This window comes from Hymenobacter telluris, from assembly GCF_017313265.1.
GTDB classification, from domain to species: domain Bacteria; phylum Bacteroidota; class Bacteroidia; order Cytophagales; family Hymenobacteraceae; genus Hymenobacter; species Hymenobacter telluris.
The window spans coordinates 74,679-100,772 of record NZ_JAFLQZ010000012.1 but is presented as its reverse complement, the minus strand read 5'-3'; the positions used below and the strand labels follow the sequence as shown (position 1 = coordinate 100,772).

At 57.8% G+C, this 26,094-nt stretch carries 20 protein-coding genes; 10 read left to right on the top strand and 10 right to left on the bottom strand.

Features of this window, described 5'->3' with window-relative positions:
• Positions 1-33 precede the first annotated feature (33 nt).
• Together J0X19_RS16700 and J0X19_RS16695 are read left to right on the top strand one after the other, a co-directional pair.
• Positions 34-903: a glycoside hydrolase family 16 protein gene (locus J0X19_RS16700; protein ID WP_206985565.1), complete on the top strand. Its 870-nt coding sequence runs from the start codon at positions 34-36 to the stop codon at positions 901-903.
• A gap of 340 nt (positions 904-1,243) precedes the next feature.
• Positions 1,244-2,080 carry a glycoside hydrolase family 16 protein gene (locus tag J0X19_RS16695; protein ID WP_206985564.1) on the top strand — a complete coding sequence of 279 codons (837 nt, stop codon included), beginning with the start codon at positions 1,244-1,246 and terminating at the stop codon, positions 2,078-2,080.
• A gap of 9 nt (positions 2,081-2,089) precedes the next feature.
• On the opposite strand, the gene J0X19_RS16690 is transcribed toward J0X19_RS16695, so the two are convergent.
• The 6 genes from J0X19_RS16690 to J0X19_RS16665 form a co-directional block, all read right to left on the bottom strand.
• Positions 2,090-2,596 carry a hypothetical protein gene (locus tag J0X19_RS16690; protein ID WP_206985563.1) on the bottom strand — a complete coding sequence of 169 codons (507 nt, stop codon included), beginning with the start codon at positions 2,594-2,596 and terminating at the stop codon, positions 2,090-2,092.
• Between the two features lie 81 nt (positions 2,597-2,677).
• Positions 2,678-4,414 (bottom strand): phospho-sugar mutase, encoded by a 1,737-nt coding sequence (locus tag J0X19_RS16685; RefSeq protein ID WP_206985562.1) that lies wholly within the window; start codon positions 4,412-4,414, stop codon positions 2,678-2,680.
• A 263-nt stretch (positions 4,415-4,677) separates the two neighbouring features.
• Positions 4,678-5,919, bottom strand: a complete 1,242-nt coding sequence (locus J0X19_RS16680; protein ID WP_206985561.1) for a T9SS type A sorting domain-containing protein — start codon at positions 5,917-5,919, stop codon at positions 4,678-4,680.
• Positions 5,920-6,026: 107 nt separating this feature from the next.
• The gene (locus tag J0X19_RS16675) at positions 6,027-7,013 is read right to left on the bottom strand and encodes a T9SS type A sorting domain-containing protein (RefSeq protein WP_206985560.1); all 987 of its coding nucleotides are present in this window, start codon (positions 7,011-7,013) and stop codon (positions 6,027-6,029) included.
• Between the two features lie 613 nt (positions 7,014-7,626).
• Positions 7,627-8,760 (bottom strand): 4-hydroxyphenylpyruvate dioxygenase, encoded by a 1,134-nt coding sequence (hppD, locus tag J0X19_RS16670; protein WP_206985559.1) that lies wholly within the window; start codon positions 8,758-8,760, stop codon positions 7,627-7,629.
• A gap of 222 nt (positions 8,761-8,982) precedes the next feature.
• Positions 8,983-9,900: a DMT family transporter gene (locus tag J0X19_RS16665; protein ID WP_206985558.1), complete on the bottom strand. Its 918-nt coding sequence runs from the start codon at positions 9,898-9,900 to the stop codon at positions 8,983-8,985.
• Positions 9,901-9,994: 94 nt separating this feature from the next.
• On the opposite strand from J0X19_RS16665, the gene J0X19_RS16660 reads away from it, so the two are divergent.
• The 3 genes from J0X19_RS16660 to J0X19_RS16650 all read left to right on the top strand — a co-directional run bounded on the left by J0X19_RS16660 (position 9,995) and on the right by J0X19_RS16650 (position 11,699).
• On the top strand, positions 9,995-10,384 hold the full coding sequence (locus J0X19_RS16660) for a hypothetical protein (RefSeq protein ID WP_206985557.1): 390 nt from the start codon (positions 9,995-9,997) through the stop codon (positions 10,382-10,384).
• 104 nt (positions 10,385-10,488) lie between these two features.
• Positions 10,489-10,833, top strand: coding sequence for a DUF952 domain-containing protein (locus tag J0X19_RS16655; protein WP_206985556.1), 345 nt, complete (start codon positions 10,489-10,491; stop codon positions 10,831-10,833).
• A 77-nt stretch (positions 10,834-10,910) separates the two neighbouring features.
• The gene (locus J0X19_RS16650; protein WP_206985555.1) at positions 10,911-11,699 is read left to right on the top strand and encodes a hypothetical protein; all 789 of its coding nucleotides are present in this window, start codon (positions 10,911-10,913) and stop codon (positions 11,697-11,699) included.
• A 52-nt stretch (positions 11,700-11,751) separates the two neighbouring features.
• Here J0X19_RS16650 and J0X19_RS16645 read toward each other — a convergent pair whose 3' ends face one another.
• From J0X19_RS16645 to J0X19_RS16630, 4 genes are all read right to left on the bottom strand, one after another.
• On the bottom strand, positions 11,752-13,188 hold the full coding sequence (locus J0X19_RS16645) for a carbohydrate-binding protein (protein WP_206985554.1): 1,437 nt from the start codon (positions 13,186-13,188) through the stop codon (positions 11,752-11,754).
• Between the two features lie 529 nt (positions 13,189-13,717).
• On the bottom strand, positions 13,718-15,616 hold the full coding sequence (locus J0X19_RS16640) for an ABC-F family ATP-binding cassette domain-containing protein (RefSeq protein ID WP_206985553.1): 1,899 nt from the start codon (positions 15,614-15,616) through the stop codon (positions 13,718-13,720).
• 80 nt (positions 15,617-15,696) lie between these two features.
• Positions 15,697-19,251, bottom strand: a complete 3,555-nt coding sequence (locus J0X19_RS16635; protein ID WP_206985552.1) for a PAS domain S-box protein — start codon at positions 19,249-19,251, stop codon at positions 15,697-15,699.
• 281 nt (positions 19,252-19,532) lie between these two features.
• The gene (locus tag J0X19_RS16630) at positions 19,533-19,766 is read right to left on the bottom strand and encodes a hypothetical protein (RefSeq protein WP_206985551.1); all 234 of its coding nucleotides are present in this window, start codon (positions 19,764-19,766) and stop codon (positions 19,533-19,535) included.
• A gap of 162 nt (positions 19,767-19,928) precedes the next feature.
• Here J0X19_RS16630 and murI point away from each other — a divergent pair, with 162 nt between their 5' ends.
• The 5 genes from murI (at position 19,929) to J0X19_RS16605 (ending at position 25,414) form a co-directional block, all read left to right on the top strand.
• Positions 19,929-20,744, top strand: coding sequence for a glutamate racemase (gene murI, locus J0X19_RS16625; RefSeq protein ID WP_206985550.1), 816 nt, complete (start codon positions 19,929-19,931; stop codon positions 20,742-20,744).
• Positions 20,745-20,950: 206 nt separating this feature from the next.
• Entirely contained in the window at positions 20,951-21,955 is a 1,005-nt protein-coding gene (locus tag J0X19_RS16620; RefSeq protein ID WP_206985549.1) for a Kelch repeat-containing protein, read from the top strand.
• Positions 21,942-23,279 (top strand): DUF4270 family protein, encoded by a 1,338-nt coding sequence (locus J0X19_RS16615; protein WP_206985548.1) that lies wholly within the window; start codon positions 21,942-21,944, stop codon positions 23,277-23,279. Before J0X19_RS16620 ends, J0X19_RS16615 begins: the two co-directional genes overlap by 14 nt.
• A 243-nt stretch (positions 23,280-23,522) precedes the next feature.
• Positions 23,523-24,209, top strand: a complete 687-nt coding sequence (locus tag J0X19_RS16610; RefSeq protein WP_206985547.1) for a hypothetical protein — start codon at positions 23,523-23,525, stop codon at positions 24,207-24,209.
• Positions 24,210-24,241: 32 nt separating this feature from the next.
• Positions 24,242-25,414 carry a glutathionylspermidine synthase family protein gene (locus J0X19_RS16605; protein ID WP_206985546.1) on the top strand — a complete coding sequence of 391 codons (1,173 nt, stop codon included), beginning with the start codon at positions 24,242-24,244 and terminating at the stop codon, positions 25,412-25,414.
• Positions 25,415-26,094: the final 680 nt, after the last annotated feature.

Below are 26,094 nucleotides of genomic sequence, written 5' to 3'. Positions count from 1 at the left end.
GCTGTTTAGCACCACTACCCTAAGCGCGTTTCAATGACTACTATACGTGAGCGGCTACGACGCAACGCATTTCTCGGGGCCGGCTGCGGGCTGGCTCTGAGCTTGGCCTCGTGCACCGAAACCAAAACCAAGAACATTCCGGCCCCAACACCTACGGCAACGGCGGTGAACGAGGAAGCGCGCGACTACGCCCAATACACCAACCAGGTGTGGAGCGACGAGTTCAACGCCAACACCCTCGATTTAACCAAATGGACCTGCGAGCTGGGCGCCGGCGGCTGGGGCAACAACGAGCTGCAAACCTACACCAGCTCCCCCGACAACGTGCTGGTTGATGGCAGCAAGCTGATCATCCGGGCGCGGCAGCAGGGGAGCAGCTACACCTCGGCCCGGCTGATTACCAAAGGCAAGCAGAGCTTCCAGTTCGGCCGGACGGATATCCGCGCCAAGGTGCCGAAGGGTAAAGGCGTGTGGCCCGCCATCTGGATGCTGGGCGCCGACATCGACCAGAACAACTGGCCCGTATGCGGCGAAATCGACATCATGGAGCTGCGCGGTAGCAAGCCCCGCGAGATGCTGTCCACCATGCACTACGGTAGCAGCTCGGCTACGCACCAGTACAAAGGCACTACCAAGCAGCTCACTGCCGACCTCTCCGACGACTACCACGTGTTTTCGGTGGTGCGCAGCAAAAACCTGATGCGCTTTTTCCTGGATGGGCAGGAGTACTACCGCTTCACCAACGCCGACGTGGGCACTTTCGCCTACCCATTCAACAACCCATTCTTCGTGATTCTGAACGTGGCCGTTGGCGGCAACTTCGACGGCAACCCCGACGGCACCGTCACCTTCCCCCAGCAAATGGAGGTGGACTACGTGCGGCACTACCAGTATCCACAATGAGTAGCTGAGTAGCGGAGTAACTGAGTAATCGTTCTAAATGCTCGATAGCGCCAGCAGAACGATTACTCAGTTACTCCGCTACTCAGTTACTCGCAAAATTCCGGCGGGGATTTTTTGGGAATTTGACCCGCCGGACTGGGCGGTGGCTGCACCCGGAGTAATGGAGGCCGGGTGCGGCTGCCCCCATTGGTTACTGCAACGTCCTGCGGGGTTGGCTGGGGCTTGACTACTATTCGGTTGCATTGTTGCAGCGAAGCAGTAGCCAAGCCCAGCCAACCCCGCAGGATGTTTATTTTGTTGAAGGACCACTCAGAACGAGTAAGAGTTTGCACTTTACTACATGATTTCCATCCTAGTTTCCGGCTTTCTATTTGTGAGTGACATCTTCGGGTACACTCAACCTGTTTCTGCCCCGCCCGCCACGCCGCGCCACACCTTCCGCAAGCTGGCCTGGAGCGACGAGTTCAACTACACTGGCCTGCCCGATTCCACTAAGTGGAAGTATGATGTAGGCGGCAACGGCTGGGGCAACAAAGAGCTGCAATACTACACCAAGGCCCGCCGCGAAAACGCCCGCGTCGAAGGCGGCAACCTGATAGTGGAAGCCCGCCGCGAATCCCTGATGCCCGGCCATGAGTACACCTCGGCGCGGCTACTGTCCAAGGGCAAAGGCGGTAGCCAGACCTACGGCCGGTTTGAAATACGGGCCCGTATTCCGGGCGGGCGCGGCACCTGGCCGGCCATCTGGATGCTGCCCGACCAAAACCCCTACGGCAACCACAGTTGGCCCGACAACGGCGAAATCGACATCATGGAGCACGTTGGCTACGACCCCAACGTGATTCACGCCAGCACCCACTGCAAGGCCTACTATTTCCGCATCAACAACCAGAAAACCGGCGTCACCAAACTACCCGACGCCACCACCGCCTTCCACACCTACGCCGTGGAATGGACCCCCGAAACCATCACCGCCGAAATCGATGGGCAACTCTACTTCGCTACCCGCAACGAAAACACCGGTTGGGAAGCCTGGCCCTGGGACAAGCCGTTTCATCTGCTGCTCAACGTGGCCGTCGGCGGCGAGTGGGGCGGCCAGAAAGGCATTGATGCCGATGCCTTTCCCCAGCAGATGCTGGTGGATTACGTGCGGTTCTACCAGATGAAAAAGGAGTAGGAAATAGCCTTATTCCAATTGCCCGAACTTGTTATAAATTTTGGCTTCAATGCCTAATACCTGCGCCAACGCTTCGGTCAGATGCTTCGCAGCTTTGTATGTTGACGCTTGATAAATGATGACACCTTGGCTGGAATCGGGAATTGAAAACATAATGATATAACGGCCATCTTTTAATGTAACACGTGTTGTCCTAGTGGAAGTAAAAAGTTCAGCATAGAACTTCATGGTGATGCTGTGAGCTTCGGGAAGAGGTTCCCAATCACCAATTTTAAACCCGGCCACTGATGTGAATATGCGGTAGTCACGGGCGCGAGTATCTACTTCCAATCCTTTATTAGAAGTAGCTGATAGTATGCAGGCAACTGAGCAAATAACTCCAGTAACAACAACGCCAGTATAAAATAAAAGAACTGCCATGATAGCAAGTGCTGCTGTGCGCACGATATCATTTGAATCTTGAATGAAAATAGTGGTGGTAGGCTGAGACTGCCTGCCAGTGGGGGAAGATTCCATGTGAGATATGACAGAATGAAACCACAACAGCCCGGCCAAATAGCCGGGCTGTTGTGTGAAAAGCTATAAAGCAAACTAAGTTTACTTCAGCTGCATATCCTCAATAATGGCTTCAATCTTCTCGTTGAGCTGCTTTTCCACCAAGGCGAAGTCAACGTGCGACTTGAGCGGGGCTTTCACGCTGAAATAGAACTTGATTTTGGGCTCGGTGCCGGAGGGGCGGGCCGAAATCTTGCTGCCGTCGGCGGTGAGGAACTGGAGCACGTTGCTGGACTCCAGGCCGGTGGGCGTTTGCTGGCCGGTGCGCAGGTCGTGGAGCAGGCCGGTTTTGTAGTCGCGCAGCTCCACCACTTCCGAGCCGGCAATGGTTGCGGGCGGGTTGGCGCGGAGGCCCGCCATCATTTCCTGGATTTCCTCGGCCCCGCGCTGGCCTTTCTTGGTGAGCGAAATCAGATGCTCGCGGTACAGGCCGTAGGTGGCGTACATCTGGGTCATTTCCTCGTAGAGCGTGCGGCCGTTGTCTTTGGCTACGGCAGCCATTTCGGCAATCATAGCGCAGGCCGATATGGCGTCTTTGTCGCGCACGAAGTCGCCAATCATGAAGCCGTAGCTTTCCTCGCCGCCCCCGATGTAGGTTTCCTTGCCTTCCAGCTCCCGAATCAAACCGGCAATGTACTTGAAGCCGGTCAGCGTCTGGTAGCTTTTCACGCCGTACGAATCGGCAATGTCGCCCAGCATTTCGCTGGTTACAATGGTGTAGACGATGAAGTCTTTGTCGGTCATTTTGCCGGCCTGCTTGCGCGCCGACAGCAGGTAGTAGGTGAGGAGCGCGGCGGTTTGGTTGCCGTTCACCAGCACCCATTCGCCCAGCGTGTTCTTCACCGCCATGCCCACCCGGTCGGCGTCGGGGTCGGTGGCCAGCACGATGTCGGTATCCAGTTCCTTGGCTTGGTCGAGGGCCATTTGCATGGCTACTTTCTCCTCGGGGTTCGGCGACTGTACGGTGGGGAAATTACCGTCGGGCGTGGCCTGGCCTTCCACGATGTGCACGTTGGTGAAACCAAGCTGCGCCAGCGCCTTCGGTACCAGCGTAATGCCGGTGCCGTGCAGCGGCGTGTACACGATTTTCAGGTCGTGCTGGCGCTGGATGGCGGCGGGGTTGATGCTCAATGACTTCACTTTGGCGAGGTAGGCCTCGTCTAGCTCAGCCCCGATGATGTGCACCTTGGACTCGTCGGCCTGGAACTTCACCTCATCCACGGAGCGGATGGCCTCCACTTCCTTGATGATGTTTTTGTCGTGGGGGGCTACAACTTGGGCGCCGTCGTTCCAGTACACCTTGAAGCCATTGTACTCCTTGGGGTTGTGCGAGGCCGTTACCACGCAGCCGCTCTGGCAGCCCAGTTGGCGGATGGTAAACGACAGCTCCGGCGTGGGCCGTAGGGCCTCAAACAGGTACACGGTAATGCCATTGGCCGAGAAAATATCGGCGGCAATGCGGGCGAATTCCTTGCTGTTGTTGCGCGAGTCGTGGGCAATAGCCACCTTGATTTCCTGGCCGGCAAACTGCTGCAACAGGTAGTTGCTAAGGCCCTGGGTGGCCATGCCCAGCGTGTAGCGGTTCATGCGGTTGGAGCCGGCGCCCATCACGCCGCGTAGCCCGCCCGTCCCGAATTCCAGGTCGCGGTAGAAAGCATCGGACAACGCATCTTCCTGATTCTGGGCTTGTAGTTCCCGGATTTCGGCTTGGGTGGCGGCATCGTAGTTGCCGGTGAGCCAGGTGTTTATTTTTTGCTGAACTGCGTCGGTAAGGGCCATGAGGAGGGAGTTGAAAGAATAGAGGGCAAGCGTGGCGGTAAAGAAAAGCAGATTTATGCTAAAAGTAGGTGGTTTGCTAGTTACCAAGAAGCTGTGCGAACCAACGAAACCTGGTTGTTAGGGTGTAGAGACGCATACTTGCGTCTTGTCGTTCGCACCGCTGACCGATTTCGTTAATACGACGAGACGCAAGTATGCGTCTCTACACCCGTTGGCAATAGGCAACGCGCCTGTTGGGCTTACTCCAGCGCCTGACCAGAAGTCTATTGATTAACGATTTTTCTGGAAAAAGTGCCGGTGCTGGACTTGATGCGCAGTACATACGTACCGGCCGCGTACGGCACCAGATTGATGGTTTGGGCCATTTGTGCGGGCTGAATAGCCGTGGAAAGCAGCGTCTGGCCCTGCATATTCTGCAAGCTCAGTTCCACCGTACCCGTCACGCCGGCCGCGCGCTGCACCGTTACGCTCTGCCGGGCCGGATTTGGGAATACCTGCGCGCTTTCCAGCGGCGCGGCGCCTGCCGTAGCCATTGGGGCGGCCAGCCACGGGCTGGTGTTCAACTCATATAGCCGCTGCGGAATAGTAATGAGGTTGGTAATCCGCTCGTTGGAGAGGTACAGCCGGTACCGGTCCATGAACGTTACGCCCTCGGCCTGCCCGATTTGGATGGCGTTGGGTAGCTCGATGCGGCGCTTGTTGCCGGCAAAGAACTTGGTGCCGGTGAAGTCGGAGAGCAGCCACAGGAAGGTGGAGCCGTTGGTGTTGTTGTAGCCCAGCAGGCAGGCCTCAGTGCCGGTGGGGTTGACACTGGCGGCCGTAATCAGGCCATTCACGTTGAAGCTGGCTTTCAGGCGGGCTACGTGGGTGCCGGGCGTGGCGGGCACCGTGTAATACTTGGTTTGGCGGTCCAGCCAGTTTTTGGTGAACAAGTGCAGGGAGTCGTTGGCGTAGAACAGCGCCTCGCAGTCGAAGTTATGGTTGTTGGTGCCGGGGGTGAAGGTGGTTTGGTCGGGGTAGCTGAACTGGATGGCTTGGGCATCCACGGTGTCTAGCGCCGCCGAGTTGATATCGGCTTTGCGCACCCGCAGAATCCGCAGGTCGGTCCGGTCGCCGTTGTTGTTGCCGAAGTCGCCGATGTAGAGATACTGGGCGTCGGCGGCCAGGTCTTCCCAGTCCACGTTGGGGAAGTTGCCGATGCGCACACGCTGGGTGATGCTGCCGGTGGCGGGGTCGAGTTTGTAGAGCAGCGGGGAGTTGCCGCTGTCGTTGAGCGTCCAGAGCTGCTGGCTGGTGTATTGCAGCGCCGAGGTTTCGGCAATATCAGCGGGCAAGGTGGCCCTGGTAGTGAGCGTAGTAGCGGTGGTAGCGTACTGGCACGAGCCGTCGTTGACGGTGGCGGCGGGGTTGTAGTTGGTTGCCCGCGTATCGGGGCAGCCGGCAGTTTGGGCGCGGGCCTGAAAAGAAGCCAGTACAACCAGGAGTAGCGTAAATTTTTGAATCATAAGCAATAGCCGTTTTATAGCTGCAAAGAACGCCACAGTGCGTTCCGCTTCCGAGATACTTGGACGAAATATTTTAGATATGGAATATCCAAGCTTGCTTCAACTCGTTAATGCTCCGCTACTGCCAGTCGGCTCGATGCTAGCACTCGTCCATCGGCTACCAGCGCAGCCAGATACAGCCCCGGCTGCAGCCCTGCCAGCGTCACCCGCGCTTCTCCACTACGCCCGGTTAATGCCTTTTGCCGCACCAGCCGCCCGGTGGCATCATAAAGGCACAGCACTGCCCCAGCGGAGCCGGGAGGCACGGTATAGCGCACGGTTACGTCTTGGATAGCTGGGTTGGGGTAGAGGTCGAGCAGCACGGCCGGCGGGGTGGGCTGGTGGGGAGTGGGCGCGCTGAGTACCAGCGGCAGGGTGGGGTCTAGGTCGAGGCGGGCGGCGTAGGCCCCGGTGGAGGGGGGCAGCACGCTGGCCCCGCCTACAAACACAGTGCGCGTGCCCGGCACGGGCACCAGCGTACTAAGTCGGAAGCCGGTGACAAGGGCACTAGTGAAAGAGTATATACGCACGAGCTGACCAGTGGCGCTGATATGGTGGAGGTAGTAGGTGTTGCCGCTACCGCCCGCGGCCAAGGCTAACACGGAGCCATCAGCCAACTCGCAGGTGCCCACGAACGGGGCGTACTGGGTGAGCCGGCCGCGGTAGACGTAGCTCCAGACGGGTTGCAGCTGCGCGTTGACCTTGCGCAGAAAGGGCAGCATGTCCACGAAAGGAGGCCGGAACACGGTATCTACCGCGCCGGGTAGCAGCAGGCCTCCGTCGCGCAGGCGCAGCATCTCGCAGTAGGGGTCGAATTGCACGCTGCCGTTGCCGGCCGGCGCGGGCAAGCGCACACTTTGCAGTGAGTCGCCGGTCAGGGCATCGAGCCGCAGCAGGCGTATCTGGCTAAAGGGCGTGCGCAGATAGTCGTAGTCGGCAATTTCAAGGATGATGTTGCCGGCCAGGTCATATTGAATATCTTCTGGATAATGCCCGGCGCGTAATCCACAGTCGCGGGTCCACCGGGGCTGGCCTATGCTATCGACCCGCGCCATATGAACCCGCTCGCTCTCAATTAGGCGCGAGGGGCTAAAGTCTTCAATAGCAACCGCAAGAAAGAAGTCACCATTGGTAGCAGGTAGTAAGCCACGAGGAAAGCCTCTAGCCAACGCCACGCCCTGATAGCGGCGGTGCGGCCCTTTGCGTCCGCTGGCTGTAATGGTTTGAGTAGCCGTGTAGCTATAAGAGCCCACTGCCCATTCAGTCTCAACCGTTAAAAAACGACCATCTGCTTGACGAACAAACCCTTGCCCTCCTTGTAAGATGCGGCCACCTAACCGGCGCCAAATAGTGTCGCCGGTGATAGTATTCAGCATGTAATAGCTGGTGTAGCCATCCCGACCGGTTGCGGTCGGCTGAACGGGTGTTGAGCCAACGAATAAGAGACGGTTGGGGGCCACCGCTAGTCCTTCAAAGAAAATCTGAAAATCATTCGTGGGAACTTCCTGATAAAGTCGTTCCCAAGTAGGAGCTTGGGCTGCTACGGGTAGGGCAAGGACTAAGAAAAGGTAGATGAGCAGTAGGAGTAATTTCATATTCAACCTATAAGTGAAAGCCCGTCCTGCCGAGAGCAGAACGGGCTTTTCAATGGCTCAAAAACCAAGCCGCTTACAGGTTCCCGCGCAAACCCTGTTCCCGCTCAATGGCTTCGAACAGGGCCTTGAAGTTGCCTTTGCCGAAGCTCTTGGCGCCTTTACGCTGGATGATTTCAAAGAACACGGTGGGCCGGTCTTCCACGGGCTTGGTGAAAATCTGGAGCAGGTAGCCTTCCTCGTCGCGGTCCACCAGCAGGTTTAGGTCGCGGATGCTGTCCAGGTCCTCGTCGATGTGGCCGACGCGCTCCAGCAGGTCGTCGTAGTAGGAGGAGGGCACCGTCAGGAACTCCACGCCGCGGCGGCGTAGCTCGGTTACGGTCGTGCGGATGTCGTGGGTGATGAGGGCCATGTGCTGCACGCCCGGCGAGTGGTAGTAATCGAGGTACTCTTCAATCTGGCTTTTCTTCTTGCCTTCGGCGGGCTCGTTGATGGGGAACTTCACGAAGCCGTTGCCGTTGCTGACCACCTTGCTCATCAGGGCCGAATACTCGGTGCTGATGTCCTCGTCGTCGAAGGTGATGAGCAGCTTGAAGCCCATCACGTCCTCGTAGAACTTCACCCACTGGTTCATTTCGCCCCAGCCCACGTTGCCTACGCAGTGGTCCACCACTTCCAAACCTACCGGCGCGCCCTGCGGCACGTTGCTGGTGCGCGCCACGAAACCGGGCAGAAACGGGCCGCGGTAGTTGCTGCGCTCTACGAAGGTGTGGATGGTTTCGCCGTAGGTGTAGATGCCGGCCAGCGTGACGGAGCCGTTTTCGTCCTCGATGGTATAGGGCTCGAAGGCCGGCTTGGCGCCGCGGCTGGTAGTTTCCTCGAACGATTTGCGGGCATCGTCCACCCACAGCGCCATTACCTTCACACCGTCGCCGTGCTGGGCCACGTGCCGCGTAATGTCGGAGTCGGGCAGGAGGGAAGTGGTAAGCACAAAGCGGATTTTATTCTGCTGCAACACGTAGCTGGCCCGGTCGCGCACCCCGGTTTCGGGGCCGGCGTAAGCCACCAGCTCGAAGCCGAAAGCGGCCTGGTAGAAGTAGGCCGACTGCTTGGCATTGCCGACGTAAAACTCCAGATAGTCAGTGCCGTTGAGGGGCAGAAAATCCTGGGCGGGCTGGGCCAGCACTTCTGGCGAGGTCATGGTTTGCATGGGAAGATGGGTGAGGGTGGTACTAGTGGATGAGAGGGTAAAAATAGGGTTTATTGCGGATTGGTGAAGAAAGCTAGTAACTAGTTCCCCTCCTCAGATGAGGAGGGGCTAGGGGTGGTTGAAAGATTAGAATTAGAAATTAAAGCTAGTAAGTTGTTCAACGACCATCAACCACCCCTAACCCCTCCTCATCTGAGGGGAACTAGTTTTCTAGACTAACTTCTAAGCTGCCTGAGGCGCTACTTTCCTTTTAGCTCCTAGCTGCGCCACCAAAATACCCACCAGTACCACCGCCCCGCCAGCCAGCTGCGGGCCCGTGACGGTGCCGCCGTAGGTAAGCGCAATTAGCACCGAAAACACCGGCACCAAGTTCATAAACAGCGCCGCCTTGTCGGGCCCGATTTGCACCAGGCCGCGGTTCCAGCTGATGTAGCTTAGGCAGGTGCCCAGCACGCCCATTACCAGCAGCGGCAACCAGAATCCTACCAGCGGAAACGTGGCGTACGGCGCGGCCAGCAGCGCCGGAGCGGCCGGCACCGCCAGCAGCAAGAGCCCCAGCAACGAGGTAACCGCCGTGGTTTCCAGCGCCGGCAGTGCCGCCAAAAACCGCCGCACCGATACGTGGTTGAGGGCAAATGCTAGGTTGGCCAGCAGAAACCACAAGTCGCCGCGTGAGAAGCTCAGGCTGCTGAGCGTATCCCAGCTGCCCTTGGAAATGACGACCAACACGCCCGCCAAGCTGAGCGCCGCGCCCAGCCACTGCCGCCGCGTGAGGCGGGTGCCGAGCATTTGGGTGGCCAGCAGCATGGTCGTGACGGGGTTCAGGCCGATGATGAGCGTGGCATTCACCGGCGAGGTGTATTGCAAGCCCTCGAAAAACGCGTAGTTGAACAGAAACACGCCCGAGCCGGCCACCACCAAAATCCCCACCCAATGGGCCCGCACCCGCGCCCACGAGAAGCCCCCACTCGCCACGACAAGCCCCAGCAGCGCCGCACCGCCCACCGCGTAGCGCAGGGCGGCTCCGGCCAACGGCGGCACAAACTTCAGCACCGGCACGGCCAGATGGAAGTTGAGCGCCCATGAGGCCACGGCCAGCGTAACCAGCGCATAGCTGCGCACAGAGGAAGACGGATTCATGGTTCTTTCGTAAAATTGGGACAAGAGCAGGAGCGGCACGCGAAAATGCCGAATCCTGACCACCTTTGCAGCCTAAACCTATTGCCTACCCCTTATGAATCTGGAAGAGCTGAACCGCGCCCTCGTTACCCTGATCGAGAAAAAGCAAGTCCTGCACGACATGAAGTACGATGATGCCCGCTACGACGACGTGGAAGAGGAGCTGCACGACCTGGAAGACGATTTCAACGACGAGTACGGCGCTTACCTGGAAGCCGCCCTCGACAAAGTGCACACCGAGCTCAATTCTGATACCGACGTGCTGCTGCCCACCGCCTATCTGCCCTCCAGCACCGGCGGCACCCCTTCGCCCAAAGAAGGTGTCTGGGTTGATTCCGAGAAATATCCCGGTAAAGAAGCCCGTATCACGCTGGTGCCCAACCCTACGCGCATCATGCTCACCGTAGGTAAAGCCGTGCAGCAAGAGCTGTGGAAGGCAGAATAATCAATTAAAAATTAGGAATTAAAAATTGGCCGTTGCACGATTCCTATTGCGGGCCGTAGAACGGCCAATTTTTAATTCCTAATTCTTAATTTTTAATTCAAAAAATGCTCTACCGCATAGCCGAGCCGGCCGACTGGCAGCAAGCCCAGCAGACCGGCTTTTTTGTTAGCGCCGACCTGGCCGCTGAAGGATTCATTCACAGCTCTGAACGCACGCAGATTCTGGAAACAGCGCGCCGCTATTATGCTGGCCGCCCCGATTTGGTGTTGCTGGAATGGGACGAAGACGCGCTGACGGCTGCCGGGGTGCGAGTGGAGCGGGAGTGGGTAGAGAACCGGCAGGAGTATTTTGCGCACGTATTTGGGCCGGTGCCGCTGGCCGCGGTGCGGCGGTGGTGGGCGTTTGCCCCGGCGGCTGATGGGCAGTTCGCGTTGCCCGCCGATTTGTGAGTGCGAAGGGAGCTTCCGTACAACCATTGGCCGGATTGTTGCCTCCGTTAGCTGGAAACAGCTACTCCCTCTTTACTATGAGATACTCTATACTATGGGCTTGCCTGGCGGGGCTGGGTTTTACAAGCTGCGGTGCTTCCACTTTCCTGGCCCTGCGCCCCGCCCAGCCCGACGGTTCCAGCGTGAACGGCCACCCCACCAGCACCAAATATCAAACTGAGGACAGCGTAGAGGTCAGGCTGAGCTTCGTGCGCTACGACGCTACCGAACTGGTGTTCGAGGTGGAAATTGGTAACGATTCCAAGCGGCCGGTACTGATTGAGCCTACTTCGTTCTTCTACGCGCCCATTGATACCACTGTAGCGCCGCGGCCGGGCGCTCAGCCTATGCTGCCCCGCATAGCCGCCATCGACCCGGAAACGCGCCTGAAGAACCTGGCCGCCAACCTGGAAACCGAAGCTACCAAAGCCGAAAAGGTGAGCTGGTTTGAAATTGCTACCACCGTTACCCAAGTGGCCGAGAGCGTAGCCAGCATCAAGAAAAAGGAAACCGATGCGCAAATAGCTGAGCGCGAAGAGCGCCACGCCAGCACCAACGCCTACTTCGCCAACCAGCGCGAACAACACGCCCAAAACGCCGACGACCTTTACAATCAGCACCAAAATGCTCAATCGGTGATGCTGCGCAGCGCCCGGCTGCCCTCCGGCGAGTACGTGAGTGGGCAGGTCAACTTCCCCCGCACTGATACCGCCCGCCGCTTGCGGTTTGTGCTCTTCTACAACGAGCGGCCCGTTACCTTCGACTTCAACCAGACCTTGGAGAAAGTGAGCTATACCCCAACGGGTGAAATAGTGCAAGCGCACTAACAAGCAAAAAGGCCAGCCGTGAGGCTGGCCTTTTTTTCGCCGTAGGTAGCAGCTATTCCTTACTGAACCGGATGGTTTGCTTTTGTTGGTCGGCACCCGTGAGCACCAGGTTATAGAGGCCGGGTTCCAGCTTCGATACGTCCAGCGCTTTGCCGGTATATGCGCCAGTCCACACGGGCCGGCCCTGCATGTTGAGGATGCTTACCTGGCCGCCGGCTTTGGAAACCCCCGATAAGCTGAGCTGTCCGGTTACCGGGTTCGGGTAGAGGGCCAACTCGGCCGAAGTGGAGGTTACTTGGGCATCGGCGGTGGTAGGCTGGGCCATGCGGGCACCGCTGGCTTTGGTGATGCGCAGCCAGTTGAAGTTCCAGCCGCCGGCCTGCGCGTACACGCCAAAATTGTACGCACCGGCATTTACATACACCGTCTGTGAAACGGTGGTCCAGTTTTGCCAACCGCCGGTAGCCGGAATGGTCACGGTACCAAGCTGCGTAGAGCCGGCGTTGAGGTCCGAAGACAGGCGGCTGCCGCTGGGACTGGCCACGCGGTACTCGATGGTGTAGTTGCCCGAGGTAGGGAAGTTGACGTTGTTGTAGGCCATCCAGTCGCCGGCGTCAATGTAGGCTACGTTCTGGCCGCCGCCCGTATCGGCGCAGCCTTCCAGTTGCACGCCGTTCATTGAGTTGTAGCTTTCGGCCTGAATCTGGGTGGAAGCTGGGGCTGTGGTGCCGCCGGTTTTCTGGTACACCCGCACGTAATCGACGTACATGGTGGCGGGTAGCTTGCTTTCGTCTACGGTCTGGCCGGGCCAGTTGCCGGCTACGGCCAGGTTAAGCAGCAGGAAGAACGGCCGGTGAAATTCCTCGGTGCCGCCCGCGTTGTTGAGGATGCTCATCACATGGAACTGGGTGCCATCCACAAACCAGCGGATGGCGCTGGCGTCCCATTCCACCGAGTACACGTGGTAGTCCTGGGGCGTGGTGATGGTGTTGCCGCCGTATTCGGCGTGGCCGTTGCTGTCCCAGTGCGGAGTGCCGTACACCTTGTTTTCGGAGTTGATGTGCTCCATAATGTCGATTTCGCCGCAAGCCGGCCAGCTCACCGTGTTGATGTTGCCGCCCAGCATCCAGAACGCCGGCCACAAACCCTGGCCCAGCGGCAGTTTCATGCGCGCCTCCATCTTGCCGTAGGTGAACTCCTTGCGGCCCTTGGTAATCATGCGGGCCGAGGTGTAGGGCATGCCGCCCACGGTTTGCTTGCGGGCCGTAATCAGCAGGTTGCCGTTGGCCACGCTGGCATTGGCCGCCTGGTAATACTGCTTCTCGTTGTTGCCCCAGCCCCCGCCGCCGGTTTCAAATTGCCAGTCGGGGCTGATGCTGCCGTTGAACTCGTCGGCCCAGACGAGCTGGTAGGTTTGGGCCTGCACTGCAGTGTGGCCGAGTACGGCCAGCGCCGCCGCGCCGAGCAATGTGCGTAAGAACTTTTTCATGGTGGTTGGGGAGTTGGTTGGAAGAAAAAAGTGAGCAGAACAAGTCCAATGTTCGCACTCCTTTCCTCAAACGCAAGCCTCCAAAACGCACCAGATTAGGCTTGGTAGCGCCTAAAAACCAGACGCCAAACACTTACCGCACACGTACTGGTAGAGAATTTATAGCGTTGGATTATGACCGTTTCTAACAGACTGCAACCCGGTTATCGTTTAGAAAACAACCCACACCCTAACTACAAGCCACATCTTTTCTTTAAATGCCAAAATCTTATTTCCATCGGCTCACTAATCGAAGCCTAGATATGATGTGAGTAAGCTGCCTGAACGGAGACGCGACGCTTCGCGTCTCGGCGTTGAACGACTGGAACCGCACCTTGCAAAACAACATCAGCAACGAGGAGACGCGAAGTGTCGCGTCTCTACATCGTTCAGGAAATAGTTCTTTGGAGAATAACTACCACCGAACGCAAAACGGCGCCGATATGCACCGGCGCCGTTTTTTTTGCAGTCGTTTCTGGGAGCTTGAGAGCTACACGAATTCAGCTAGTTCCAGCCACCGTTCGCCCTTGGCGTCCAGGTCGGCATCGGTGCGCTTGAGCTGGGCGGCCCAGTCGGCTAGCTCGGTGTGGGAGCCGGTGCCGGAGTTCAGCTTCTCAATGAGCTGCTGCTTCAGGATTTCCAGCTGCTCGATTTCTTTTTCCAGCGTTTCGTACTCCTTCTTTTCCGCAAAGCTGGCCTTGCGCTTAGGTGCCGCCGCGGCAACCGGAGCAGGCGTAGCGGCCGTGGGGTTCACCGATTTCAGGGCCTTCTCGGCGTCGCGGGCGGTGTTGTCGGCGGGTTGTTCCTGCAGCCACTCACGGTAGTCGGTGTAGTTGCCGGGGAACTGCCGGATTTTGCCGCCGGGTTCCAGCGCAAATACCTGCTCCACCAGCGCATCCATAAAGTACCGGTCGTGGCTCACAATAATCAGGCAGCCCGCAAACTGAAGCAGAAACTCCTCCAGAATGTTGAGCGTGATGATGTCGAGGTCGTTGGTTGGTTCGTCGAGAATCAGGAAGTTGGGGTTCTTGATGAGCACGCGCAGCAGCTGCAAGCGCCGCTTTTCGCCGCCACTCAGCTTGCTAACCAGCGTATACTGCTGGGCCGGCGGAAACTGAAAGTGCTGCAAAAACTGCGAAGCCGTTACCACGCTGCCGTCGGCCAGCTCAATCACCTCGGCCACTTCCTTGGCAATATCGATTACGCGCTGCGTGGGGTCGAAGGTCAGCTCGGTTTGGGTGTAGTAGCCAAACACGGTGGTCTGGCCCGCGTCTACGGTGCCGGAGTCGGGGGCGAGCTGCTTGGTGAGCATGTTGAGCAGCGTGGTTTTGCCCGCGCCGTTGGGTCCCACCAAACCAATCCGGTCCTTCTTCTTGAACACGTAGCTGAAATCGTCGAGCACCACTTTGTCGCCGAATTTCTTGCTCAGGTGCTCTACCTCAATGATTTTACCACCTTGGCGAGTGGTTTTCACCGACAGCTCCATTTCCGGACCTTTCAGCTTGGTTTTGGCTTTCTCCTGCGTTTCGTAGAAGGCGTCGATGCGGGCTTTTTGCTTGGTGCCGCGGGCCTGGGGCTGGCGGCGCATCCACTCCAGCTCCTTGCGCAGCAGGTTGCGGGCCTTTTCCACTTCGGCGGTTTCCATCTGCTCCCGTTCGGCCTTCTTCTCCACGAAGTAGGCGTAGTTGCCCTGGTAGCGGTGCACGCGGCCCTGGTCCAGCTCCACAATTTCGTTGGCCACCCTATCGAGGAAATACCGGTCGTGGGTTACCATCAGCAGGGTGAGACTCGGGGAAGCCAGTCGGTTTTCCAGCCACTCAATAGTAGCTAGGTCCAGATGGTTGGTGGGCTCGTCGAGAATCAGCACGTCGGGCTCTTCAATCAGCACGCGGGCCAGGGCCACGCGCTTGCGCTGCCCACCCGAGAGCTTGCTCACGTTGCGCTGCAACAGCTCGCCCAGAATGCCCAGCTTGCCCAAAATCTGCTGCACCTGCGACTCGTAGTCCCAGGCGTTGTACGAGTCCATCAACTCCATTACACGCTGCAAATCGGCGGGCTTGTGGTGGGGGTCGTTTACTACGTGCTCATAGTCACGGATGGCGGCCAGGGTATCGTTCTGGCTGGCGAAGATGGTTTCCTCCACCGTCAGTGTTTCATCGAACACCGGCTGCTGGCCCAGAAACGACACGCGGGTGTCTTTGCGGGTGCTCAGGGCGCCGGTATCCGGCGGCTCCAACCCAGCCAAAATGCGCAGCAATGTGGTTTTGCCCGAGCCATTGATGCCCACCAAGCCCACACGCTGGCCTTGTTGCAAACCAAAGTTCAGTTCCCGGAAAAGCCACCGGTCGGCGTAATTTTTCGAAAGGTTCTCGGCAGAAAGCAGATTCATAGCTACAAAGGTAGCCACGGGTAGGCAGCCGGGAAGCACAAACCCGCAATTACTCTAAGGGTGGCCGGGTTACACCTCGTTCAGGCGATACTGTCGGGGCCGCTGCCGAGGGTTTTGGTTACCGCGGCTAAGTCAATGGTCATTTGCCGGATAATCTGTTCGAGCAACTCGATAACGGTTTTGATGAGCGGCGGCAGAACAGTAGCGTCATAGGCGGCGTCCCAGGCGTCGAGGCGCTTTACGAGGGGGAGCAGCTGGTAGATGTGCAGGTGGTCGAGGCTGGGTTTGAGCTTATGGGTGGTGGCTTTCAGCAGTTTCCCGTCTTGCGTGAGCAGGGTTTGGTGCAAATCCTGCGCGGCTTCCTCGCAGCTTTCAATAAACGACTCCAGCATCAGGGCCACAAATCCTTGGTCCCCCTGCCCAATCTGGTAGAGCAGGTCGAGCTTGTAAAGCGGCGCGTCGGAAGGGGCCGCAACCGGGGCCGGCTTGGGAGGTGTGACGGGGTGGGGGGCCGAAGCTCCCAAAATCCAGTCGCCGACCAGCTTCAGCAATTCCGCTTCCTGAAATGGCTTGGCCAGGTAGTCATTCATGCCGGCCGCTATGCATTTTTCCCGCTCGCCCTTAATGGCGTTGGCTGTGAGGGCAATAATGGGCGTGGTCAGCCCCAGCTCGGCGCGCAGTATGGCCGTGGCTTCCAGCCCGTTGAGCACCGGCATTTGCACGTCCATCAGCACCAAGTCGTAGCGGTGGTGGCGCAGCATGTCTACGGCCACCTCCCCATTCTCGGCTTCATCTACCTGAAGCTGAACATTCGTGAGCAACGCCTTGGCAATCTGGCGGTTGAACTTGTTGTCTTCTACCAGCAGGACCTTTCTATTTTTCAGCTTTTTGAGCCGGCCTTGGTCGATAATTTCCCGGTGCGGCAAATCCTGCTCTGAGCCCTGGGGTAGCTGCAAGGTGAAGCTGCTCACCGTGCCGATGTGCTTTTCACTGTGCAGGCGCAACTCGCCGCCCATCAGCGTTACAAGGCTCTTGCTGATGCTCAGGCCCAACCCCGTGCCCCCAAATTTGCGCGTCACGGAAGGGTCTTCCTGGCTGAATTCCTTGAAAATGTCGTTCAAGTAAGCCGGGTCAATGCCGATGCCGGTATCAGCTACCGTAAACTTGATTTCCACTAATTCGTCGGCGTGGCCGAGCAACTCACATGAGATGGTAACGCGGCCTTTCTCGGTGAACTTGATGGCGTTGCCGGCTAAGTTGAGCAGTACCTGCGTGATGCGGTACGGGTCGCCGAGCAGCACCGGCGGCAACTCGGGCGCCGCGTGGGCTACAAACGTGAGGCCTTGTTCTTCGGCGCGGTAGAGTAAGGTTTTCTCGATTTGGGCAATCAACTGGCTGGGATTGAAGCCGATGCGCTCCATTTGCAGTTGGCCGGCTTCAATTTTCGACAGGTCCAGAATATCGTTGATGATGACCAGCAGATTGGCCCCGGAGGTGGAAATGGCCCGCAGATAGTCGTCCTGCTCGGAGGAGAGCAGCGTTTTCGACATGAGGTGCGCCATGCCCAGAATGGCGTTCATCGGCGTCCGGATTTCGTGGCTCATGTTGGCCAAAAATAGCTCCTTGGCCCTCGACGATTCCTCGGCAAAGTCTTTGGCCGTGCGCAGCTTGTTTTCCAGCTCTTTCTGGTGCGTAATGTCGAGGGTGATGCGGATGGTGCCGATGCGCTGCTGGTCGTCGTTGTACACGGCTGAGCGGCTCACCTGCAACCACTTGTGGCGGCCGTCCTTGCTCCAGGTGGCTACCTCGTACGCTTGTTCGTCTTCCGCCTCCGGCTCGGAGCCTTGCTCTATTAGTAGGCTGCGCAGCATCTGCTGCGTGATGACTTCGTCGGGGGAAAAGCCCAGCGTGTCGCGCAGCACCTGGTTGACGTAGAGTACGTCATCGGTCAGGTTTGATTCTACCAGGCCCAGCTTCATTTGCTCGATGATGCGCCGGTACTTTTCCTCGCGCCGCTTGAGGGCTTCTTCGGCGTTTTTCTGCTCGGTTACATCCTGGAATTTCCAGAGGTAGCCCAGCGCAACCTGGTTGCTGGAAACCGGAATAAAGTCGCGCTGAAACACCTGCCCGTTCTTGCGCACCAGCAGGTCGCCAATTACGGCGTGCTGTTTCAGGGTGCTGCCGTTGCTGCCCGTCAGCCAGCCCTGTTCCGCTCTGGTATTGGCCTGCGTGGCCGCCATGAGGGTTTCCGTTTCCATTCCGGTCAGGTAATCGGGCGTGACTTCCAGCTGAAGCATTCGGCAAAACGCCTCATTCACGAGAACCACCCGGCGGTTTTCGTCTTCCAGTAGAATCCCTTCCTGAAAGTTGGCAATAGTAGCCGCCAAGTGCCGCTGAGCCGCTTCAATAGCCAGATTGGCTTTCTTGATTTCAGAAATATCGGTGTGTACACCCGTCATAATCAAGGGCTTGCCTTCGGCGTCGCGCTTGGTGATGAGGCCCCTGGTGAGCACCCATTTGTACTCGCCGTTACGGCACAGCAAGCGGCGCTCCACTGAATAAATAGGTACGTCACCGCGCAGATACGCATCAGCCGCTTCCAGGCTGGCAGCCTGGTCGTCGGGGTGGACATGGTTGTGCCAAGCCTGAAAACCGGTTGGAAAGTCCTCATCGGGGTAGCCCAACATGGCCCGGTAGGCGCTGGAAAAATAGTCGTCGCCGGTTTGGTAGTTGAATTCCCAGGCTCCGTCGCCGAACCGCTCAATAGCCATCAGCCAGCGCGCTTCGTTTTCCAGTACAGCTTCCTCGGCTTCGCGCAGCGGGGAAATATCTTGCAGCACACCACTATAAAGCGCACCCGCCGCGTCGTACGTTGACAGCTGGTAGCTGGCGCTGCACCAGCGCAACGGCTGGCCGGGCACCAGCAAGCGCCCTTCAAAAGTAGGCGCTGCTTTGCTACTGGCTGCATTCAGAAACTGCATCCATTGTGCCTGTTCCTGTGGGTGTACCACCGCCGTTAGCTCGGCCAGCGTTGCCGGCTGAAACCCGAATATGGCTTGCGCAGTGCTGCCAATGTAGGTGAGAGCAGTGCTGCCATCGGGGTTGGCGCGCCACTGAAACAACACCCCCGGCGCCTGCGCATCGAGGTAGCGGAGTTGGGCTTGCTGGGCGGCAGCGGCAGCTTGGGTGGCCTTTTCGTCGGTAATGTCTTCGAAAAGTGCCAGAAAATAATCGGGTGCTACCTGGCTGGGCAGTAGAGCCGGTTGCAGCTTCACGCGCAGCCAGCGGGCTGAGCGGTTATCGGTTTGCACCAGCGTTTCGTACCCAACTACCGAGTGTGCAAGCAAGCTGACCGGAGCCGTGAACGAGGCGGCCGGCACCGGCGGTAGTATTTCCCAGATAACCGGGTGCGAAGCCAACCTCTCTGGGCTAAGCCCAATTATTTCGGTGAAGCCTTCATTCACCCATACTAATTGGCCGTGGTCGGTGAGAATGGCTACCGCCGCAAAGGCTTGTTGCACCAAGAGAAGGCTCTGGGTGAGCTGGTGAAGCGTGGAGGAGGCCCCAGGTGCGGTTTGCTGCCCCGGTAACGTCTGCTCCTCCAACAAGGAAGTGGAAGTACCCGCCTTCTCCATAGCACTAACTCAACATGAAATTCTCTTATTCTTAGGCGTTGATGCTTGCCTAATAATCCGGCTAAACCACAAATTTACTGTTTACTAATTGCCTGCTACCTGATACACTATAGAAAATACCGGATTCTTTACATTGTACTATATTCCGCACAAGCAAGCTAGGCCTCAGTGATGAGGCGAAGCAGGTAACAGTATGCGCCAAACAGTGTGTCCGTTTGATTTATACACGGTAGAAGCTGGCAGTTGCGAAGGAGCGGTGAAAGCAGCCCAACGGGAAGATGTTATATCACCCGTACCCGGTCTACGTGAATGTCGTCGCGCAGAATCTCCAGCCCTTTGTAAGCCAGTGGCCGACCGGTGTTATGGGTTAGCTCGCCGCCCGCGCTGTGCAGATGTGCCATGTCCAGAACAAGCTGCGTGTACTTTCGCTCCCCCAGCTCAATAGCAACCGGGCGGCCCTGGGTGGAATCGAAGGCAGCCAATGCCTGATTGATTTCTTCCAGAATGATGCTCATAAGCACGAATAACTAGGGAATTTCCGTGGCAATTAACAATTAATAATTAAGCCGCAACGATGAATTCAAGATGAGTTGGTGGAAACCGGCAACTTTGTGCGGCTGGCGGCCCGCCCACCTCAAGTGCCGGGGTGTTACCTCATCAGTTGTTATCTACTTACTATGAATCCTACCACTCGCCCCATTGGGGTATTCGACAGTGGCATTGGCGGGCTAACCGTGGCCCGCGCCGTGGCCCGCGAGCTGCCCCATGAGCGCCTCATTTACTTCGGCGACACCGCGCACCTACCCTACGGCGACAAGTCCACGGCCGCCATTCAGGCGTATTCCGTCAAAATCTGCGACCTGCTGCTCAAGCAGCAGTGCAAGCTGATTCTGATTGCCTGCAACTCGGCCTCGGCGGCAGCTTACGAGCTGGTGCGCGAATACGTGGGCTCGAAGGCGCGGGTGCTCAACGTCATCGACCCGATAGTGGCGCATGTGGGCGCGGCTTACGCGGGCCGCACGGTGGGCCTCATCGGCACCAAGCAAACCGTGAACAGCAACGTGTACCGCAAAAAAATCGACGACCTCGACGCGGGGGTGCGCCTGCAAAGCCTAGCCACGCCGCTGCTGGCCCCCATGATTGAGGAAGGCTTTTTTGCCAACACTATTTCCGACAGCATTATTCGCTCTTACCTCACCAATCCGGCGCTGGCCGGCATCGAGGCGCTGGTGCTGGCCTGCACGCACTATCCGCTGATCAAGCAGCAAATAGCCGAGTTCTACCAGAACGACGTGGAAGTGCTGGACGCTTCCGATGTGGTGGCCGCCCATGTAAAGAGCTATCTGAACAGCCACCAATTGGCCGCTACGCCTGGGCCAACGCCGCCCACGCATCATTTCTACGTTTCTGATTTCACCCGCTCGTTCGAGGAAAGCACCCGCATTTTCTTCGAGCAGGAAGTGCATCTGGAGCATTATCCGCTGTGGGAATAAGCAACGTGCCGCCCTGGCTTGTCGTCGGATGAATAAGGAAGACAGTCTAGGAATCGGGTGGGTTGGTAGATAGTGTTCCGGGCGAGGGTAGGGGAGCCGGTAGGTTTGTAGCGGTGAGTGAAAGTGCCCAAGCCAGCTAGCAGGGCTGCAACTCTGCTGGCTGGCCTGGTACTCCCTCATTCGTTCAACTTCCCTACCTCTTTTCTATGAATCATCCCCGGATGCTACTGTGGCTGTTTTTGGCCATGCTGAGTTTAGCTGCCTGTGACAGCAACGACGACGAAGACACCGAACTAATTGGCAACTGGACCAAAAGCTCCCAGTTTGAAGGCCTGGCCCGTAGCGGGGCCATATGTTTCACCATCGGCGACAAAGCCTACGTGGGCTTGGGTACCGACGGCACCGATGAGTTCAAGGATTTCTGGGAGTATGACCCCAGCCTGAATACGTGGCGACAGCGGGCCGATTTTCCGGGCGTAGCGCGCTACCAAGCCGCTGGTTTCGCCGTGAACGGCAAAGGCTACATTGGCACTGGCTACGACGGGGTTAACCGCCTCAACGACTTCTGGGAATTCGACCCCAGTACCAACACCTGGACCCGCAAAGCCGACTTTGCCGGTTCGGCCCGCTATGGCGCCGTAGGCTTGGAAATAGCCGGTAAAGGCTACTTGGGCACCGGGCACGACGGCAACACCAAAAAGGATTTCTGGCAGTACGACCCCACCACCGACCAGTGGACGCAAAAAGCCAGCTTCGGCGGCGACAAACGCCTCGGGGCCTTGGCTTTCACCATCAACGGCACCGGCTACATACTTGCCGGCTCCGATAACGCGCTGGTGAAAACCGACATCTGGGCCTACGACCCCACCACCGAGCGGTGGACGGAGCGCCGCAAACTTGAACTCAACGACAGCGACGACGAAGGCGACGACTACGACTACAGCGCCGTGCCGCGCATGAACGGGGTGGCTTTCGTGGTCAACAGCCTGGCTTACGTAACGGGCGGCTCCAACAGCGGCAATCTGTCTAGCTGCTGGCAATACGACCCCACCAGTGACACCTGGACCGAGAAAAGCGCATTTGAAGGCGCTACCCGCACCCTGGCCGTAGGGTTTGGCCTCGGCGACCGGGGCTACGTGGGCACGGGCACGTCGGGCAGCACCCGGTTAGATGATTTCTGGATGCTGGCGCCGAACGATGATAATCAGTAGCCACTCTCCACACCCGCGGTGGCGCTTTGCCGGTGGTTGGCTGGTCTGCCTGCTACTGTGGGCCCTGACCGCCTGCGAAGACGCCACCAGCATCGGGGCCGAGCTGCCCCCCGCTGATAAGGTAACGGGCACCATCTACGTCGATACGCTCACCATTCGTACATCCACGGTATTGGTCGATTCCGTCCCGACGTCCAGCAACAGCTACCTGCTGTTGGGCCGCTATACCGATGCGCGCCTGGGTACGCTTACGGCTAGCAGCTACGCTTGCCTGGGGCTGGCAGATGGGGTGTTTCAACCGAAAACCAGCATGGTCTACGACTCGGTAGTGCTGTTACTGCTGTCCGATTCGTACCGCTACGGCGACACCACCCGCACCCAGCAAGTGCAGGTGCACCGCCTCCGCGCTCCAATCCGGCCCAGCACCACCTATTACGCCAGTAGCTCCCTGGCGTATGATGCGGCCCTGCTCGGCACTACCACTTTCCACGCTCGTCCGCGCCCGCGCCTCGATACCCTGCGGGTCCGCCTCGCCGATGCGCTAGGGCAGGAGCTATTAGCCGCCGGCCAGAACCGCCAGCTTGGCACCCAAGACGAGCTGGAAGCCCGGCTGCCCGGCCTGGTTCTGACGCCCGGCACCTCCGATAATGCGGCGTTGCTACGCTTTGATGCCACCAACCAAGCCACCACGGTCCGCCTCTACTACCACGACCCCGCCGCCCCGGCCACGGCGCTGTCGTACTCGTTTTCAACGGCTACGGGTGGGCGGCATTTCTATCAGCTAACCGCCGTCCGCAATGGTAGCGCGCTGGGTAGTTTGAACTCTTACCTCCAAACGCTCCCAAGTGCCCGCACCGCTGCCGAAGCCTACATCCAAGGTGGGTTGGGGCTGCAAACCAAGATAGAAGTGCCGTACTTGCTGAACCTGAACGAGCTGGACGGTACTTGGGTCATCAACTCGGCCGGCATAACGCTGGAAACCGTTACGGCTGCCGAAAACCGTTACTTCCCACCGCCCACCAGCCTCACCGTGTACTTGGCCAGCCGCGGCAACCAGTATCTGGGGCTGCTAGCCGATGCCGCCGGCACCCAAATTACGGCCCCGTATTACCGCGGCTTGTCGGCCCGCACCAACCTCGACCAGGGCAGCTACTCCTTCTCCCTGACTTCTTACTGCACGGCAGTTCTCAAGCGCCAAATCGACAATTACGGCCTGATCTTGGCGCCGCCCACTTCTTACACGCCCGAGCAGGTTGTGTTGGGCGGCAGCGGCAACAGCGCGCACCCGCCTAAGTTCTCGTTGTATATGACGCGGGTCTTGTAACGGCTGCGGCACCCACTCCACAATCACCAACCACCGCACGGGCGGGCGAAATTCGTTTTCGTCCGCCCGTCTGGCGTTCTGGCGGCATGGTTATTGGGCTGTAACAGTTTGCTATAGAGAGCGGATGCAACCCAGCCACCTAAAAATTGCTCTTGGATGGCGAATGAAGATGGATAAAGTTGTGGGTTTTGCGTTAACTACCTGAAACAAGCAATCAGAACCAGTCACCTAGTACCATCTGCTATGAATAAACCGTACTTCCGCCTCGGCGATTGGCGCCGCAACGTGCTACTGATGGCCGCCGCCGCTAGCCTGGGTGTTGGGCTACCCGCTTGCTCCAGCAATTCCGAATCGGAAAACACCTCCGACAACTGGAGCAGCGGCAACGGCGACTCGTATTCCGAAGGAGTCATCACCGAAATGACGGAGGTGAAGCCCGGCGAGTGGAAAATAACGGCCGAGCGACCTGCCGGTAAAGAGCAGGTTGCCGCTGTCCTCAAGCATTTCGATGGCAAGGTGGACACCCTGCAAGGCCAGGCACTGCAAAAGCAGATGCAGGACTACAGCCGCGCCTATCCTGAAAATCGTGCCGGCGGCACTGGCATGATGGACATTCTGATGTGGGGCGGCATTGGGTACATGGCCGGACGCTTTCTTACCCCCAACGTGGGCGCCTACGCCAATCCAGGCCTGATTCAGCAGAACAACAGTTGGCGCAGCCGCGTGGCTCAGGAGCGGGACCAGGGCCGGGGTTTCTTCGGCCGAGGCTTTACGGGTAATCGTAACTCGCCTACTTCGGGTATTCGGCCCAGTAACAGCGTTGTGCGCACCACCGGGTTTGGGCGGAGTAGCAGTGTGCGGAGCAGTGCGCCCTCGGGGCGTAGTTCTGGCTTTGGCAGCCGGGCCAGCAGCCGGGGCTTTGGCGGTTAACACCTTATATATAGTATAGATAGCAGCTACGGATGATACAGCTACTGCCGCTTACCGGAGATATTGCCCCGGCCGTTCGGGAACTGGGCTGGGATTGGGCCATTGAAGATGCCTGCCAGAACTACGTAGCCCGTGAAGCCGTGCAACTTGCCGAAGCTACTGCCGATGCGCTGCTGCAAGCCGCCGATACGCTCTACGACCTGATGGTGCAGTCTATTCCCGACCCCATTCCTGATGAGCTGCTGCGCGTATTAGCCATTCCCGACAACCTCTGGGCGGCCGTGCGCCATTCCTGGAACGACGACCGGCACTGGCACCTATACGGCCGCTTCGATATTGCCGATACCCCGGATGGACCTAAACTGCTGGAATTCAACGCCGATACGGCTACTAGCTTGCCGGAAACGGCAGTAGTGCAGTGGGCCAGCCTGATGGCTGCTGGCCAAGCCGACGATGAGCGCCAAGTCAATGGCTTGTTCGAAGGGCTGCAAAACCAGTTGGCGCACTGGCTCGAACTCAACAACGACCTGGAGCCAACCCTTTTGTTGGTGCATCTGCCTGATAGTGAAGAGGACGAAGCCAATTGCGCCGTACTAGCCGCTGCCGCCACCGAAGCAGGCTTCGAGTTAACACACGTTTGCTCGGTTGACGCCATGAAAGTCTCAGTGCAAGGAGAGGAGCGGGGTGCTTGGGTGGAAACGGAGCCCGGCAAATGGCAGCGGTTTGCCTTCGTGTTCAAACTGGTGCCGTGGGAAATTCTGGCCGAAGAAGAACCTGAGCTAACGGCCGACCTCACCCAATTGCTGCAAAGCCGCGACTTGGTTATCGCCAATCCGGCGTATTCGCTTCTGTTCCAAAGCAAGGGTATCCTAGCTTGGCTGTGGCAGAATTACCCGTATCACCCGCATTTGCTGGAAGCCTCACTCAACGACTTGCCTGGCCGCTACGTGCGCAAACCCCTCTTTGGGCGGGAAGGCCAAAACGTAACAGAGGTAACCGACTCGCAGACGGGACAAACCGTAGCTGGCGATTTTGGACACCAGCCCCAGGTCCGCCAGCGCTTCGCCAGCCTACCTCAGGACCCGCAAGGCCGCTATTATCAGGCTGGGGTTTTCTGGGCTGGTAATGCCTGCGCTATCGGGCTCCGCCGAGAAGCCGGCTTCATTACTAATCTATCGGAGTTTGTACCACACTTAATCAAATAGACGAGCGTAAGCCGACCAGTCGGCCAAATCGGTGTGTAAGTAATGTGAATATTAAAAGAATAAATTCTACAATGGCTGATCGACCAGATTACATTTCTATGAGGTAAATGCAATATTTATAACAATTATAGTTTACTGTACTCCAGTACAGAACACTGTTTGGGTAGAGTGCATGGCACTACTTCCAGGCAATTAGCAGTGGAATGAGCTTCCTTATGTGTGTACTTGAAACTTGGGTGCTATGTCTTTTATGTTTTGGTTATATTTTTGATTTACAGATAGTTAAAAATTTTTGGCTACTTGATGATTAAGAAGCGGTACCGCACATGGTGCTACATGTAGCATAAAAATAACTGGCGTTGTAGCAGCAGCAAGTATCTTATGGCGTTAGCATAAGGAAAAACAGGTAGGTAAATAAAGCTGCTACACCGACTGCTGATAATAGGTAAAACAAAATTTGTTTTATTTAATGAATCTTAATAGGTAGAAAGTAAAAAATGGTGCATTTTTGCACAAAAGAGCTACAGTTTCAGAATGTTGATAGGATCGTGTGGAATATGACTGGTAGGAACAGAACCAATTCAGGATAGAGTTCAGCTGAATAACGCTCTCCACAAAGCAGTTGGCATTACGCGTGATGACCCAGGAGCTTGAACATATAGGACGTGTAATTTCTATGG

What these genes read in the sequence shown, in the direction of transcription:
- J0X19_RS16700 (WP_206985565.1), top strand. Translation starts at nt 34, where the DNA reads ATGACTACTATACGTGAGCGGCTACGACGCAACGCATTTCTCGGGGCC.
- J0X19_RS16690 (WP_206985563.1), bottom strand. Translation starts at nt 2,596, where the DNA reads ATGGAATCTTCCCCCACTGGCAGGCAGTCTCAGCCTACCACCACTATT.
- J0X19_RS16645 (WP_206985554.1), bottom strand. Translation starts at nt 13,188, where the DNA reads ATGAAAAAGTTCTTACGCACATTGCTCGGCGCGGCGGCGCTGGCCGTA.
- murI (WP_206985550.1), top strand. Translation starts at nt 19,929, where the DNA reads ATGAATCCTACCACTCGCCCCATTGGGGTATTCGACAGTGGCATTGGC.
- J0X19_RS16665 (WP_206985558.1), bottom strand. Translation starts at nt 9,900, where the DNA reads ATGAATCCGTCTTCCTCTGTGCGCAGCTATGCGCTGGTTACGCTGGCC.
- J0X19_RS16695 (WP_206985564.1), top strand. Translation starts at nt 1,244, where the DNA reads ATGATTTCCATCCTAGTTTCCGGCTTTCTATTTGTGAGTGACATCTTC.
- J0X19_RS16605 (WP_206985546.1), top strand. Translation starts at nt 24,242, where the DNA reads ATGATACAGCTACTGCCGCTTACCGGAGATATTGCCCCGGCCGTTCGG.
- J0X19_RS16610 (WP_206985547.1), top strand. Translation starts at nt 23,523, where the DNA reads ATGAATAAACCGTACTTCCGCCTCGGCGATTGGCGCCGCAACGTGCTA.
- J0X19_RS16685 (WP_206985562.1), bottom strand. Translation starts at nt 4,414, where the DNA reads ATGGCCCTTACCGACGCAGTTCAGCAAAAAATAAACACCTGGCTCACC.
- hppD (WP_206985559.1), bottom strand. Translation starts at nt 8,760, where the DNA reads ATGCAAACCATGACCTCGCCAGAAGTGCTGGCCCAGCCCGCCCAGGAT.
- J0X19_RS16620 (WP_206985549.1), top strand. Translation starts at nt 20,951, where the DNA reads ATGAATCATCCCCGGATGCTACTGTGGCTGTTTTTGGCCATGCTGAGT.
- J0X19_RS16640 (WP_206985553.1), bottom strand. Translation starts at nt 15,616, where the DNA reads ATGAATCTGCTTTCTGCCGAGAACCTTTCGAAAAATTACGCCGACCGG.
- J0X19_RS16680 (WP_206985561.1), bottom strand. Translation starts at nt 5,919, where the DNA reads ATGATTCAAAAATTTACGCTACTCCTGGTTGTACTGGCTTCTTTTCAG.
- J0X19_RS16675 (WP_206985560.1), bottom strand. Translation starts at nt 7,013, where the DNA reads ATGGCGCGGGTCGATAGCATAGGCCAGCCCCGGTGGACCCGCGACTGT.
- J0X19_RS16615 (WP_206985548.1), top strand. Translation starts at nt 21,942, where the DNA reads ATGATAATCAGTAGCCACTCTCCACACCCGCGGTGGCGCTTTGCCGGT.
- J0X19_RS16650 (WP_206985555.1), top strand. Translation starts at nt 10,911, where the DNA reads ATGAGATACTCTATACTATGGGCTTGCCTGGCGGGGCTGGGTTTTACA.
- J0X19_RS16660 (WP_206985557.1), top strand. Translation starts at nt 9,995, where the DNA reads ATGAATCTGGAAGAGCTGAACCGCGCCCTCGTTACCCTGATCGAGAAA.
- J0X19_RS16630 (WP_206985551.1), bottom strand. Translation starts at nt 19,766, where the DNA reads ATGAGCATCATTCTGGAAGAAATCAATCAGGCATTGGCTGCCTTCGAT.
- J0X19_RS16655 (WP_206985556.1), top strand. Translation starts at nt 10,489, where the DNA reads ATGCTCTACCGCATAGCCGAGCCGGCCGACTGGCAGCAAGCCCAGCAG.
- J0X19_RS16635 (WP_206985552.1), bottom strand. Translation starts at nt 19,251, where the DNA reads ATGGAGAAGGCGGGTACTTCCACTTCCTTGTTGGAGGAGCAGACGTTA.